This is a genomic window from Ureibacillus endophyticus (assembly GCF_003628435.1).
Taxonomy (GTDB): domain Bacteria; phylum Bacillota; class Bacilli; order Bacillales_A; family Planococcaceae; genus Ureibacillus; species Ureibacillus endophyticus.
Genome location: NZ_RBZN01000034.1, coordinates 17,984 through 33,134 on the forward strand (window position 1 = coordinate 17,984; position 15,151 = coordinate 33,134).

At 35.2% G+C, this 15,151-nt stretch carries 10 protein-coding genes and 1 riboswitch; of the genes, 2 read left to right on the plus strand and 8 right to left on the minus strand.

Annotation, left to right across the window (positions count from 1 at the left end):
• Positions 1-43 precede the first annotated feature (43 nt).
• The 4 genes from desA to hemG all read right to left on the minus strand — a co-directional run bounded on the left by desA (position 44) and on the right by hemG (position 8,526).
• On the minus strand, positions 44-1,099 hold the full coding sequence (desA, locus tag D8M03_RS12605; RefSeq protein ID WP_211330921.1) for a Delta(5) desaturase DesA: 1,056 nt from the start codon (positions 1,097-1,099) through the stop codon (positions 44-46).
• A gap of 477 nt (positions 1,100-1,576) precedes the next feature.
• Entirely contained in the window at positions 1,577-5,008 is a 3,432-nt protein-coding gene (gene metH, locus D8M03_RS12610) for a methionine synthase (RefSeq protein WP_121215169.1), read from the minus strand.
• The gene (locus D8M03_RS12615) at positions 5,001-6,848 is read right to left on the minus strand and encodes a bifunctional homocysteine S-methyltransferase/methylenetetrahydrofolate reductase (RefSeq protein WP_121215170.1); all 1,848 of its coding nucleotides are present in this window, start codon (positions 6,846-6,848) and stop codon (positions 5,001-5,003) included. The genes metH and D8M03_RS12615 overlap by 8 nt, the downstream gene beginning before the upstream one ends.
• Before the next feature lie 106 nt (positions 6,849-6,954).
• Positions 6,955-7,054: riboswitch (SAM riboswitch) on the minus strand.
• 83 nt (positions 7,055-7,137) lie between these two features.
• Complete coding sequence (gene hemG / locus D8M03_RS12620; protein WP_121215171.1) at positions 7,138-8,526, minus strand: protoporphyrinogen oxidase; 1,389 nt, start codon at positions 8,524-8,526, stop codon at positions 7,138-7,140.
• Between the two features lie 157 nt (positions 8,527-8,683).
• On the opposite strand from hemG, the gene D8M03_RS17760 reads away from it, so the two are divergent.
• Positions 8,684-8,827: a hypothetical protein gene (locus D8M03_RS17760; protein WP_170148447.1), complete on the plus strand. Its 144-nt coding sequence runs from the start codon at positions 8,684-8,686 to the stop codon at positions 8,825-8,827.
• A gap of 198 nt (positions 8,828-9,025) precedes the next feature.
• On the opposite strand, the gene D8M03_RS12630 is transcribed toward D8M03_RS17760, so the two are convergent.
• From D8M03_RS12630 to D8M03_RS12640, 3 genes are all read right to left on the minus strand, one after another.
• Positions 9,026-10,315, minus strand: a complete 1,290-nt coding sequence (locus tag D8M03_RS12630) for a globin-coupled sensor protein (protein WP_121215174.1) — start codon at positions 10,313-10,315, stop codon at positions 9,026-9,028.
• Between the two features lie 217 nt (positions 10,316-10,532).
• Positions 10,533-11,405, minus strand: coding sequence for a tetratricopeptide repeat protein (locus D8M03_RS12635; RefSeq protein WP_121215175.1), 873 nt, complete (start codon positions 11,403-11,405; stop codon positions 10,533-10,535).
• Positions 11,406-11,445: 40 nt separating this feature from the next.
• A complete protein-coding gene (locus D8M03_RS12640; RefSeq protein WP_121215176.1) occupies positions 11,446-12,330 on the minus strand; it encodes a LysR family transcriptional regulator in 885 nt (294 codons plus the stop codon).
• Positions 12,331-12,532: 202 nt separating this feature from the next.
• Between D8M03_RS12640 and D8M03_RS12645 the strand changes: the two genes are divergently transcribed.
• Entirely contained in the window at positions 12,533-13,279 is a 747-nt protein-coding gene (locus D8M03_RS12645) for an alpha/beta hydrolase (protein ID WP_121215177.1), read from the plus strand.
• Positions 13,280-13,656: 377 nt separating this feature from the next.
• On the opposite strand, the gene D8M03_RS12650 is transcribed toward D8M03_RS12645, so the two are convergent.
• Positions 13,657-15,006 (minus strand): S-layer homology domain-containing protein, encoded by a 1,350-nt coding sequence (locus tag D8M03_RS12650; protein ID WP_121215179.1) that lies wholly within the window; start codon positions 15,004-15,006, stop codon positions 13,657-13,659.
• Between the last annotated feature and the right edge of the window lie 145 nt (positions 15,007-15,151).

Sequence of the window (15,151 nt, forward strand, 5' to 3'; positions counted from 1 at the left end):
AATATATTATAACAAACATCTCAAGCTATAGAAAAACCATCTCTTATTTAGAGATGGCTTTCATGTTTTTCGCTTTCGCTCTTATTGATTTTTCTCTAATTTTAACTAATGCATCTACTTCTTTAAACGAAACAAACTTTTTACGATCTGGATCATATAGTTTATATCGAATTGACTCTACACTTGTTTTTAATGTAATTGTCGTAGCTCTTTGTAGCGGTTCAATTGATTCATGTGCTTCTTCTAATTTATAGTTTGGTACTCTTGGTGCTAAATGATGGACATGGTGGAAACCAATGTTACCAGTAATCCATTGTAAAATCTTTGGCAATTTATAATAAGAACTACCTTCGACTGCCGCTTTTACATAATCCCATTCAGTATCATATTCGAAATATGAATCTTCATAAGTATGCTGAATGTAGAATAACCAGATTCCAAGAGCTCCTGCGATAAATAATGTGATGCCATGAACTAATAAAAATGTTTGCCAACCGAATATTAAAATTAATGTCACACAAATCACTAGTAAAGCGATATTTGTGAAATAAGTGTTTAAACGTTCTTTTTGTTTAGCATCTTTACGATTAAATCGATTTAATACTAATACCATATATAGAGGACCTAATCCAAACATAACGAGTGGGTTACGATATAATCGATAACCAAAACGAGCAAGCTTAGATTTTTCTAAGTACTCATCCACTGTTAACATATCAATATCGCCAATTCCGCGTTTGTCTAAGTTAGAACTTGTTGCATGATGTATTGTGTGTTCACGTTTCCATTTTTGGTATGGGAAAGAAGTTAATATACCTGTAATGTTTCCTACAATGTCATTGGCTTTTTTACTTTTGAAAAATGAACCGTGTGTGCAGTCATGGAAAATAATAAACGTACGTACGACAAAGCCGGAAGCCAGTACACTACACGCTACTGTAAGCCAAGGTGAAAATTGTAATAAATAATATCCTGCTGCCCAAATAACAAGTAACGGTACGATGGTGTTGAAAATTTGAAAAATACTCGTTTTTAATTCAGATTTTGCAAACGGTGCCACGTCTTTGCGCAACTTCTTCGTTTTTTCTGCATCTGTCATTGTCAAAGTAATAACCTTCTTTCTTAACTATCTAAACTAATCATAAAGAAAAGGCAATGTGACATGTAGAAGCAAACATCACATTAATTTCATTACAAATGTCATATGACAAACTGGAAATTCTATGATTGGAAAGCTATTCACGACATAATTTAGGATAGCAAGTTTCATTGTAGATATTCTAATAAACACTTAGTTTCATTTTTTGGCTGGGTTTCAAAAAATTATTTATACGATAATTTTTCACCATAATTTCTTTGTAAATTTTAAATACTATCCACAGTAAGTACTCTGAATTGAGATTAATTATGGCTATGAAGGTCACTTCCATTAACTTTCTTGCATGGTTTGACCTTATTCACGCTTTTGAAGGTCACTCCGTTTATTTTTCATGCTAGTTTTGTCTCTCATTACCGCAGATAAGAAAATCGACACAAAAAAACCCCGAAAGAAACAATTCTTTCGAGGCATTCACGATTATACGTTAAAGTATCGTGCATCTGGATGAGCAAATACGATAGCAGAAACACTTGCTTCTGGTTCCATCATAAAGCCTTCCGTTAATTGCACACCGATTTGTTCTGGTTTTAATAATTTAAATAGCTTTTCTTGATCTTCTAAGTTTGGACAAGCTGGGTATCCAAATGAGAAACGTTGACCTTGGTATTTCGCTGCAAAACGTTCACGCATTGTGAAATCCGTTGCATCTGGGAAGCCCCATACATCCCGGATTTCTTGATGGATACGTTCTGCAAAACCTTCCGCAAGCTCAAGTGCTGTTGCAAGTAGTGCATGACTTTCCAAGAACTTACCATCTTCCTTAAACTGTTCGGCAACTTCCTTCACACCTTTACCTGCTGTCACAACCATTAGTGCTACATAATCCATTTGACCACTATCAACCGGCTTTAAGAAATCCGATAGACATAAATATGGCGCCTCTTTTTGGCGAGGGAAATGGAAACGTTCAATTTCTGTTTTACTATCTTCTGGACTGTAAATTACTACATCATCGCCATCAGCTTGAGCTGGGAAGAATTGATACATTCCAGATGGTGTTAATAAATCAGACGTTAAAAATTCATTTACAAGATTATATAATTCAGTTGCACGTTGATCGTTATCTGCTAATAACTTTTCAACATTTCCTTTTAAACCAAGGTGATGTCCAATTAATGTACGCATATTTACATATGGGTGTAAATGAGCAACAGAGTAGTTACGTTTAATATGTTGTACTAAATCTTTTGGTACATATACTGGTGCATCTTTAACAGTTCTAACCGGTTTTTCTGCCCCTTCTTTCACAGGACGGGCAGCACGTTTTTCATCGGCAAGCAAACGTTTTTCTCTTGATTCACGAAGCTCTTGAAGGAAAGCCTCACGTTCATTATTATCCATTAAACGGTTCGCATGTTCTAACCCTTGCATTGCGTCTTTTGAATAAATAACAGGACCGTCATACTCAGCAGCAATTTTGGTCTCTGTAAAACGTTTCGATAACGCCGCTCCACCAACTAAAATTGGAACATCTATATTCGCTTCTTTGAAGTCTTGTGCAGTTAATACCATTTGTTGAGCAGATTTTACAAGTAAACCTGAAAGACCAACAAAGTCTGGCTTTTCTTTTCGAATCGCTTCGATTAATTGTGCTGGCGTTACCTTAATACCAAGGTCCACCACTTTATAGCCATTATTGCTTAAAATGATATCTACAAGGTTTTTACCGATATCATGCACGTCACCTTTTACAGTGGCAAGAACGATTTTCCCTTTACCTGAAGATTCTTCGTTTTTCTCCATGTACTGTTCAAGATGGGCAACTGCCGCTTTCATTACCCCGGCACTTTGTAAAACTTCCGCAACGATTAATTGATTATCATTGAACAGACGCCCTACTTCAGACATTCCATCCATCAATGGTCCGTTAATGATATCTAAAGGTGTATCAAAAATTTTACGTGCTTCTTCTAAGTCAGGAATTAAACCTTCTTTTGTACCTTCTACAATGTAATACGCTAAACGTTCTTCAACTGTATCAGGAATGTTAGCAACAGTCTTTTCCTTTTTCTTATCACGATAAAAATCAGTAAAAACAGCTAACGTTTCATCATTTGTATTAAAAATTAAATCATTTGCTAATTTAATTTCTTCTTCCGGAATGGATGCATAACGCTCCAACTTCTCTGTGTTTACAATCGCATAGTCCAGGCCAGCTTGCGTACAGTGATATAAGAACACTGCATTTAACACTTCTCGTCCAACAGGAGGTAAACCGAATGATACGTTACTTACACCAAGTACCGTTAAGCTTCTTGGGAATTTTTCTTTAATTAAACGGATACCTTCAATCGTTTCTTCTGCAGCACCGATATATTGCTCATCTCCAGTACCTACAGGGAAAACAAGCGGGTCGAAAATAATATCTTCTGGTGCTAGACCCCATTTTTCCGTTAACAATTGATAAGAACGTTCCGCAATTTGCAATTTCTTCTCTCTTGTAACACCCATACCTTCTTCATCGATTGTTCCCACAACAACAGAAGCACCGTATTTTTTCACGATAGGCATTACAGCATCAAAGCGCTCTTCACCATCTTCTAGGTTAATAGAGTTAATAATTGCTTTCCCTTGTGAATACTTCAATGCTTCTTCAATAACTTTCTCGTCTGTTGAGTCAATTACTAAAGGCACTTTTACTTTCTTCACAACTTCTTGCATAAAATTGCGCATATCTTCAAGCTCATCACGATCTGGGTTTGCTAAACAAATATCAATAACGTGAGCCCCATTTTTTACTTGGGCACGAGCAATTTCTGCAGCTTCTTCAAATTTCCCATCAATAATTAGCTGTTTAAATTTACGTGAACCAATAACGTTTGTACGTTCACCAATAAACAATGGGCGCATAGAATCATCATATAAAAGTGGGTCAATACCTGATACTACATGACCATGTGTTTCATTTGGTGCTTGTCTTGGTTTGTATCCTTCTACTGCTTCACGAATCGCTTGGATATGTTCTGGTGTTGTACCGCAACATCCACCAACGATATTTAACCAACCTTTTTCTGCAAAACCGCGCAATTTAATAGATAAAGATTCAGGTGTTTCGTGATAATGTCCCTCTTCATCTGGTAATCCAGCATTCGGATAACAACTAATATAACTTGTAGATAAATCTGATAATGAACGAATATGGTCCGTCATAAATTCCGGACCTGTTGCACAGTTAAGTCCAATTGATAATGGTTTTATATGTTCAATTGAAATATAGAATGCTTCAATTGTTTGTCCAGCTAACGTTGTTCCCATTGGCTCGATTGTTGCTGAAACCATAATTGGTAATGTTTTACCGGTTTCTTCAAAGGCACGATTTACACCAAGAGTAGCAGCCTTTACATTTAACATATCTTGACTTGTTTCAAGTAAAATTAAATGTGCTCCAGCTTCTACTAATGCCTTTGCTTGTACGTAAAAGTTTTCTGTTAACTCATCAAACGTGATTCCACCAGTAACAGATAAAGTCTTCGTTGTTGGACCAATTGCACCTGCTACAAAGCGTGGCCATTCTTCAGTTGAGTGTTCGTTAACAGCTGATAAAGCTAGTTCAACAGCACGTTTATTAATTTCTTCTGCTTTATATCCTAATCCGTATTCGTTTAATACAAGAGGTGTACCACCAAACGTATTTGTACAAATAATATCTGCACCAGCTTTTAAGTAAGCACGGTGAATGTTTTCAACAACATCTGGTCGAGTCAAAACAAGATTTTCATTACATCCTTCAAGTTCTTCCCCACCAAAATCTTCAGCAGTTAAATTTTCTCGTTGAAGCATTGTTCCCATTGCCCCATCGATAATTAATATTCTATTTTTTAACTGTTCCTCGATTGGATGGTTATGCATTTGCTTCTACTCCTTCGTTCTGCTCATCAAGTTGTTTGATATATTGCATTAATTGTAGTGTTAAATCGTAACGTAAAAACGGTGTAATTAAATATATACCGTTAAAGTATTTTGTTGCTGTATCTAGTAATTCTTTTGCAATCGCTACGCCTTCTTGTGCTTCGCGCTCTTTATCCCCTTCGCACGCTTTCATTCTTGCTAGTACTTCATCGGATAATTTAATTCCTGGTACTTCATGATGTAAAAATTCAGCGCTTCGGAAAGATGTTAACGTCATAATTCCAATATAAATTGGAGCTTCTAAATGTTTCGTTGCTTCGTAAATCTCTACAATTTTTTCTGCAGAATAAACTGGTTGGGAGATGAAATAATCCGCACCATGTTCGATTTTTTTCTCAAGACGACTTACAGCACGATCTAATACACGTACATTTGGATTAAAGGCAGCTGCTACCGAGAAATTCGCCTTTTTACGAAGTGCTTTCCCTGAGAAGGAAATTCCTTCATTTAATTGTTTAATTAATGAAATGAGTTCCATGGAAGACACATCATAAACACTAGTAGCACCTGGGAAGTCACCTATTTTTGTTGGATCTCCTGTAATAGCTAAAATATCGTTCATTCCTAAAGCACTTAGTCCCATTAAGTGGGATTGCAGACCAATTAAGTTGCGGTCACGACATGTAAGGTGAGGCATTACACGAATACCATGTTGTAATTTTAAAATTGAACCCATCGCAACGTTACTAATACGTGGAGACGCAAGGGAATTGTCCGCCATCATAATAATGTCTGCACCTTCGTTATAAAGGGCTTTGGCACCCTCGACAAATGAATCAATTTCTAAATGTCTTGGTGTATCTAATTCAACAATGACAGAACGCTCACGTTTAACTTTTTCGTGTAAAGGTTCCACTCTAGTAGGCTCTGCATCTTGGATATATATTTCCGGTTGTTGTACTGTTCGTTTTTCTGTCAATGGTTTTAATTGTGCTAATTGCTTTTTAACCGCTTCAATATGTTTTGGTGTCGTTCCGCAACATCCACCTATTAAACGAACTCCTTGGTTACGTAACTGAACAGCTGCACGTGCAAAATAATCAATTTCCGATTCGTAAATAACACGGCCTTCTTCGATATCTAGAAGGGATGCATTCGGATAAGCCGATAAAAAGGCATTCTGAGGTAGTTCTACCCCCTCTAATGCTTGGATTGTATGATGAGGGCCTAATCGACAGTTCACACCAACAACATCAGCACCTAGGCTTTCAAGCTGTTGTAAAGCATCGTTTAATTTCAAGCCATTTTGTAAGACACCCGGTTCATGCATCGATACTTGAGCAATAATTGGTAGATCCGTCATATTGCGTAACATTTTTAATGTTTTAGTTAGTTCTTCAAAATCAAAGTATGTTTCAAGTAACAGTCCATCTAAATCTGCACGAATTAATGTTTCTGCTTGTACACGAATCGCATCTAAAATTTCATCTAGTGTTACTTCGCTTTTTCGTACACCACGAATTCCACCAATGGATCCAATAACAAATTGATTACCACTTGATGCAGCCTTTTTCGCTAATTTAGCAGCTGCTTCATTGATTTCAACAACTTTGGATTCAAGTCCATACCGCGCTAACTTTATCGCGTTTGCACCATATGTATTTGTTTGAATAACATCTGCACCAGCTAAAATATATTCACTATGAATTTTTTCAATCAGTTCAGGCTTTACGAGGTTCATCTCCTCATGGCAATGTTCAAGGCCATAAGAATATAATAAAGTTCCCATCGCACCATCTGCCGTTAACACTTTGGATTTTAATGCTTCAAGTAGACCCATTTTTTCATCTCCCCAAAAAAACATACTTTCAAAAATTTTCTGTCATTTCTATAACAATAAAAAGCCTTCTTCGTTAGAAAGAAGGCTCGATTATCTTAATAGTTCCTCCTTATCTTTCGGCATAACGCCTGCTGGATTTAGCACCTTACGTTACGTTGGTTGCTGAAGCTTCATCGGGCCAGTCCCTCGACTTCTCTTGATAAGTGATATGAAATTGTATATTAAATTGAATCATATCTTTAAATTCCACTTTAGTCAATAGAATTAAACGAATATACGAAATAATCTATTATTTCAATGCTTTTATCGCTTTTTCTGCAGTATTTTTACCATTTTCAATACAAGCACCTATACCTACACCAAAATAAGAACAACCTGCAACAAAGAGGTTTGGATATTGAGAATCTAATTTGTCTAATACTACCTGCAATGTTTCATTATGGGCTAAATCATATTTCGGCATTGCGTTAATCCACTTTTCAATATTTACAACAACAGGTTTTTCTTCAATGTTCAAACTTAGCCGTATATCTTCAAGAGCAACCTTCGTTAATTCTTCATCTGTCATTGCCACAAGTTCTTCGTATTTAGGATTATTACTTTTATAGAATAAGCGTACTAATAAATTTCCATTTTCCGAAGTATGTTTCCATTTGCGACTTGTCCAAGTAGAAGCATTACAAACTAAATCACTGTTATGTGAAACGATAAACCCTGTTCCATCTGCTGGTAGCACGGCATCCGGTATATCGAATCCTAAATACATCGTGATTGCAGACCCATTTGTAAATTTCTCTAAATCAGATTCTAGCTGTTTGTCTTTTAATAGGTTACGAACAACGTTATTTGGCACGGCTAATACAACAACATCCGTTTGAATCGATTCGCCATTGTCAAAAGTTACGTTATATCCGTTACTATTTTTCGTTACTTCTGTAGTTGCTGTATTTTTATAAAATTCTACTTCTGGTAGCATCTCTTCTAGTCGATTAATTAAAGATGATAGACCTTTTTTAAAGGAAACAAATTTTTTATTCGCTGCTTTATCAAATTGTTCTCTATTTACTTCGAACCCTTTAATAATGCTGCCATATTCATTTTTATAATCTACTAAGTACGGTAAGGTAGAAGCTAGAGATAATTGATATAAATCTCCTGAATATACACCTGCTAATACAGGGGCAATTTGCTTTTCAACAATTTCTTTACCTAAAAAATACTCTAAAAATTCGCCAATTGAATTTTCCTTAGTAAACTTTGTATTTGGCAATTCAAAGTCCTGTAAAACTCTTTTTTTACCTTCTTCAGAAATTAATGTACTTGAATTTAATGACTCCACACTCATCGGAATTCCAAAAGTCGATCCTGCAGGAATGGCATGGAGTTCATTATTCGTATGTATGTACGATATCCCTGTCTCGTTATAAACAAGTTCAGATTCAAAATCAAGCTCTTTCACCAGTTTAAGCACACTTGGATGGCGTGCCACCATAGAATCTGCACCCGTTTCCATAATAAACCCTTGCTCGTAAACGGTATGCATTTTCCCTCCAAGATAAGGGTTTTTCTCAGCTAATATTAAGCGAATCGCCATGTCATTTTCTTTTGCTTGTCGCTTCAAATAATACATAGTACATAATCCAGTAATACCGCCACCGATAACCACTACAGTTTTCATCATTACAACTCCCTACACGATTCAATCTCCGTAACTATAGTATAAACGTTTTTCAACAAAAGTAACTGCTAGGTGTTTTACAATATTAAGTCAAGAAAGGAGGCGTCTGAAAAAAATTTTGAGACGCCTCCTTTGCGACGAGGATGGTGGCAATTTATTGCGACCACCGCAGGAGCACATTTTCGAAGAAGAGGATGGTGGCATCTTGATGCGACCACCGCAGGAGCACATTTTTGGAGAAGAGGATGGTGGCAATTTATTGCGACCACCGCAGGAGCACAAATTTGTCCAAGGAAGCTGATATCTTAATGCAACTACAGTAGAAACACATTGTTTGAGAAGAAGATGGTGGCATTTCTAATGCGACCACCGCAGGAGCACATTATTAGGAGACGAGTATGCTTGCATCTCAATCCGATGACAGCAGAAGCACTATATCCTTTACAAAGAAAAGCTGTGTTAAAAGTCATTTGCACTTTTAACACAGCTCTCGATATATCTAATTTAAATCCTTTGCAATCAATGCCAAATTATCTGCTGAGCTCGTTACTTCCTCAAAGGTCATGCACAACTCACTAATCACACTGTGTAAATGGTGTATTTCATGTTTAATTATCTCATTATGAACTTTAGACTCTTGCATGACCGTTAATATTTGTGAAAACTGCTCCTCTGTATCATTCATACTTTTTTCTCCACACTGAACTTCCTCTTGTATTCGTTTTAATGATTCTGCAAGATTCGTTGTATGCTCTTTGTTACTCTTTAAGAGCATTTCTACTGATAGTGTCGAGTCCTTCGTTTGATCCGCTAACTTTCTAACCTCTGCTGCAACTACACTAAATCCTCTACCATGCTCTCCTGCTCTCGCTGCCTCAATTGAAGCATTAAGAGATAGTAGATTCGTTTGGTCTGCTATCGTTGTTACGATACTAATTATCTTTTCCATTTCATCTGAAACCTTCAATAGTTTCTCAATGTTTGAAGATATGTCATCAACAGTATCTCGAATGTTTAACATATTCTCATGTTGATGTTGAATTTTTATCTTACCATCAGCCGCTTTGACTTCAGTTAAATTCGATAACTCTGCTGTTTTCAATGCAGTATTTGTGATTTCCTCAGATTGATCATTGATTTGATTAAAAGTAACGTTTGTTTGCTCAGAAATTGCAGCTAAACTTGCAGCAGATTGAATAATCGATTGACTGATTTGTTGCTTTTGATTATCAATATCTGCCTTCAATTGTTCTATAGCATTTTCATATTCTTCTAAAACAAGTTGTTGTTCAAGATTGCAAATCTTTGATACAGCTCGAATTAAATTCATTTGATCAGTTGGATTGCTTATATTTTTTTCAATGATATCTATAAAGGTGACTAATAAATTCTGAAATGCAGCTATATACCATTTTGTTTTTAAACCAATCCGTACGTGGACTTGCGCAATCCGTTTCCGTTTTTCTAGATAACTTCTATCTATTTTCCCTTCAAATAGCTCTATTAGATGTTTTCTAAGAGTAATTTTTAATCTGTCCATTGAGCTATTTTCATTAATTATTTTAATCAAATAATCTTCCACATAGAGCGCATCATAAAATTGATCAACAATTTCATAAATATCTTTTTCAATATAAGGTTTTAATACCACTAAATATTTCAAATCTTGTTCCGTTAAATTGATCATTTTAACTTGTTTTTTGTATTTAGGTTTATATGAAACATCTAATTCGACGATAATATTATCTAAACTGATCCGAGCTGATTTTTCGTGTTTCTTAAAGAACATTCCTTGCTTCCCCTCCAATAATTACTATTCATATATACCTAATACTTTTGTACAATAAACCTAAGTCCTAATTATATATGCCACTTTTTTGGAATATATCACCTTCGAATGATATTATAGTATAAAATTCTCCTAAAATTTGTAAATAAAAAAATAAAAACAGAGTGTCGACAAAGCCGAATTTGACTTTGTTGCACTCTGTAAAAAATTAAAATAATTACTCTGTAAAATCCATTTGAGCCATTGCAGATTTTCTCCACTTCGCTGCCTCTTTTAAATCCTTGGGTACATCAATTCCATATTCATAAATTTTAGCAATATTCAGTTTAGCTTGGGAGTCCCCAAGAAGGGCGGCTCGTTTATAATAATAAAGCGCTTTTTTCCCATTTCTAGAAACCCCAATGCCATTTTCATATAAGAATCCTAAGTTATAAATTGAGTCAATATGTTGAGATGCAGCAGCGTTCTGAAACCATTCAAGAGCAAGGGAGATATTTTTCTCTTGTCCTAATATCCCATCTAAATAAATTGTACCTACCCGATATTGAGCATCATCATATCCACCTTCTGCAGATTTCAAATAATATTGAAAGGCTTTTTGTTGGTTTAATGGAATTCCTATACCTTGTTCATACATAATTCCTAGTGTAAACATGGCTTCCACTACATTTTGCTCTGCTGCTTTTTCAAACCAATACAATGCTTCCTTTTCGTTAACTGGTACACCTTCACCATTCAGATACATATCCGCTAAATTATTAGCTGCATCAGCATGACCATTTTCAGCCGCTTCTTTATAGAGGCGAAAAGCTTCTTCATAATCCTCTTCTACACCTAGACCTTCAAAGTAACAGTTTGCCAATTCATAGTTAGCATTCTGATTACCTAACTTAGAAGCTTCTTTATACCAAATTACTGCAGCATTAAAATCCCCCCATAAACGGTAAATATGAGCGATCTCAATCATCGCTTCACTATCCGCGTTTACTGCAAGGTCATAGAGTTTAATAGCCTCTTCTATCTCATTTTCATTAAACAATTCAATATGTTCATATAATAATTGTATAAATTCATTATTCTCATTGCGCAAAGTTATCTACACCTTTTTGATTAAATAGTTCAAAACATTGTTATTTCTCTTTAAAATTTTCTACTAAATAATCGATAAATTGATTTGCTACAGGAGATAGGTAACGATGCCCTGCCCAAGAAACACCGATTTTTCTTTCGCAGATTGGGTCGCTTACACGGATTTTACAAACGTTATATTCATTTATACCTTTTATACTAGGAATCAACGAAACCCCTAAACCAGCACCAACGAATCCAGCAACTGTATGCATTTCTTCTCCTGCAAACTTTGTATTCGTTGTTATCCCAACTTGCTTTAAAAAGCTATCAACAATTTGACGAAGAGCATTTCCCTTTTTAATAGAAATAAAAGGCTCATCTTTAATTTCCTCAAGTCTAATTGATTCCTTCGATGCAAAACGATGATTTTTTGGAACAATTACAAATAATTCTTCACTCCATAATTCAATCCATTCAATTCTCATATTTTTTGATTCAATTCGTTGTGATAAACATAAATCAATACTGCCTTCTTCTAATCCCTTCAATAAATTATAAGAAGACGCTTGTGTTAAAGAAAATCTCATGTTGGGATATTTTTTTGGAACTTTTGCCATCAGTTCAGGGACCACTTCCATACCTAAACTATGAATAAATCCAAGAGATACTTCCCCATACCCAGGCAACACTAGGCCACCAATCTCTTCTTGTGCTTTTTCAAACTCATTAAGTATGACGTCAACACTTTCAAGGAATATTTTGCCATATCGATTTAGGAAAATTGAACGTCCTTGCCGATCAAAGAGAGGCACTCCAATTTTTGCTTCTATATTTGAAATTGATTTACTTAACGCAGGTTGTGAAATATTCAATTCCTCAGCTGCTTGAGTCATATGTTGCAACTCTGCAACGACTTTAAAATATTCCAGTGCTTGGATTTCCATTATTACAATTACCTCTCTCTTCAATTGATAACTTTTTGTAATGATATCGATAAAAACAATAAATTGTACTCATGTATAGTTAACACTATAATAAGCTTAAATATCAGTTTTGCATACCAAATTTCCTTTTAAAAAACAATATATATTTTAAATTTTTAGAAAGTTTGTCACAATTATAATAGTGAGAAGGAGTCAATATAAAATGAAAATCATTCCGCCAAAACCATTTACAATTGAGAAAGGTAACCGCGCCGTTCTTTTACTTCATGGTTTTACAGGAAATACGAACGATGTTAAACGATTAGGTAGATTTTTATCTGAACGCAACTATACAGTTCATGCACCATTATATAAAGGTCATGGTGGAGACCCAAAAGATTTAATTGAAACAGATCCAATTGAATGGTGGAATAGTGTATTAGAAGGTTATGATTACCTTCGTAATAAAGGTTTTGATGAGATTGCTGTTGCAGGAGTTTCACTAGGTGGTATTTTCTCATTAAGATTAGGTGAAGAACGTCCTACAAAAGCTATTGTCGCGATGAGTGCACCTGCATTAGCGAAAAATACTGACAGTTTACAAGAGCGAATTATCGATTATACGATTAAATATAAAAAGTTATCTGGTACTTTTAATGAGCAAGAAGATCAACCACAAGAAATTGCAAAAAAATATGTAATGCCTAAATTATCTTACTTGCAAGGTATCATTAATGATACAAGTGCTAAATTACAAACAATTCAAACTCCAGTCCACATTTTACGTGGTCTACGTGATGACGAATATTACTGCGAAAGTGCAGACCTTATTTATAACTCTGTCAAATCACGTATTAAATCAGTAAAAAGCTTTATTAACTCAGGACATATTTTAACTCTTGACCAAGAGAAAGAATTAGTCTTCGAAGAAATTTATCATTTCTTTGAAGGATTGAAATGGAAAGAGTAAACTTTTTTCAAATTATTGATATAAAATTTGAAAAACATGTCCATATTATTAATGTATCCCCTAGCAAATTAAATGCAACGAAGGCATAGCCGTAAGTTGCAGATTCCCCAATTTGCTATAAAATATATGTCCTAGTGACATACATCCCTTTTAAAAACAAGTTGCAATTATGATCCCCGTCATAATTTGCAACTTGTTTTTTTGTGCTTAAATTAAAAAATTGTCCAGTAAGTAGAACTTTACTGGACAACCTTCTTTTCATGTAAAGTAATGCTCCTGTGGTAGTTGAAATAAATTCCCACTATCCTCGTCACAATTTATCTGTGACGTAAGCGAAGCGAGTTACAATGGGAGTGATGGACATCCTTGCATTACAATTAATTTTCAGCTAATGATAAAAATGTCCAAATCACTGTTGCAGCTTCAGCTCGTGTAACTGCTTTTGACGGACTAAACTTACCATTTTTCTCTTGATTGAAACCAAGCTCATGTAAAAGAGCAATAGCATTTTGTGTCTCAGCGTCTAATTTCGCGATGTCCGAATATGGCGCTTTCTTTTCAGGTACATAAGCTTGTCCTGAAACAGCTGTATATGCACGAGATACCATTAATGCAAATTGTGCACGCGTCACTTTATCTTCAGGTTTTAAATAGCCATTATACCCTTTAACTAAACCGATACTCGCAGCCTTTGCTACATCCATTTTAATTTCATGTGGATAATCTCCAACATCAGCGAATGGCATGTCCAAAACATCCGGTAATTCTAAGCTACGGATAATCGTTGAAACCGTCTCAACACGAGTAAGAGCTTGATCTGGTTTAAAAGTACTGTCTTCATAGCCAGCCATAATACCAGCTGCAACAACATCTTTTATATATTGTTCTGCCCAGTGCCCTTCGATATCTGTTAATATCACTTCTTCTTCAGCTAAAGATAATAACGCTTCAAAGAATCGATCTGCAACAACTTGATAACCTTCAGCACTCAAATGAATATTTTCCGGATTTGGAAGATATTTCGCCTCATCTGCTGCAATTGCTGATGCAACATCAACAAAGTGTGCTCCGTTAGCTGTAGCTATTTGTTTAACAGCACCATCTAATGTTTTAACTAATAATGATAACTGTTGTTTATAGTTTTCTAACGTCGGGAATGGATTATAGTAACCCATTACAAAAATCTCAACATCCGGATTCAGTTGTTTTAAATTAGTTAAAATCGCATGGTAATTTTCACCTGATGCTTTAATACCAGCAGTTACAGCTGCCATGTCAATATTAATTTTGCCTTCTTGATCTGGTTTTACAAATGATAGTACGTCATTTGCACCAATACTAATTGTAATGATATCTGCTTCTTTTACAGCAGTTACAATATCAATCTCTTCCTTTTGTATACCTTCTAAATTAATAACTGATTTTGAAACATTGTTTTTCAAGTCATTTAATAAATCTGTAGTTTTATAACCTGGGACTGCAAAGCCTTTATTATAGCTTTTTAACCCCTCAACTTCTTTTAGTGAAAGAGCAAAATAATCTGCATATCCTTTCGCTAGTTCACCTTTTTCATTAATTCCGGCTGCCAGTGAATCTCCTAAGGCTAAATAATTTAACTGTAAATCTTCGTTACTTTCCAATTCATCAGCACTTACTGTAACTGGAATAATTAAAGTTAAAGCAAGTAAGAACGCAAATAGCATTTTAAATCTTTTCTTATACTGCATTTATTCCCCTCCCTATCTATAGAACGTATTGTCAAAACTTATATATATAAATCGCTAATAATCGTTGGTTTTATAGTCTTTTACGCAAAAAAACTTGCCACCCCCTGGATTTTGGTGTTAGTTGAGGTTACCACACACAAAACTA

Excerpts from the sequence above, each read along its gene's own strand:
- desA (WP_211330921.1), bottom strand. The coding sequence starts at position 1,099 with ATGACAGATGCAGAAAAAACGAAGAAGTTGCGCAAAGACGTGGCACCG.
- metH (WP_121215169.1), bottom strand. The coding sequence starts at position 5,008 with ATGCATAACCATCCAATCGAGGAACAGTTAAAAAATAGAATATTAATT.
- D8M03_RS12615 (WP_121215170.1), bottom strand. The coding sequence starts at position 6,848 with ATGGGTCTACTTGAAGCATTAAAATCCAAAGTGTTAACGGCAGATGGT.
- hemG (WP_121215171.1), bottom strand. The coding sequence starts at position 8,526 with ATGAAAACTGTAGTGGTTATCGGTGGCGGTATTACTGGATTATGTACT.
- D8M03_RS12630 (WP_121215174.1), bottom strand. The coding sequence starts at position 10,315 with ATGTTCTTTAAGAAACACGAAAAATCAGCTCGGATCAGTTTAGATAAT.
- D8M03_RS12640 (WP_121215176.1), bottom strand. The coding sequence starts at position 12,330 with ATGGAAATCCAAGCACTGGAATATTTTAAAGTCGTTGCAGAGTTGCAA.
- D8M03_RS12645 (WP_121215177.1), top strand. The coding sequence starts at position 12,533 with ATGAAAATCATTCCGCCAAAACCATTTACAATTGAGAAAGGTAACCGC.
- D8M03_RS12650 (WP_121215179.1), bottom strand. The coding sequence starts at position 15,006 with ATGCAGTATAAGAAAAGATTTAAAATGCTATTTGCGTTCTTACTTGCT.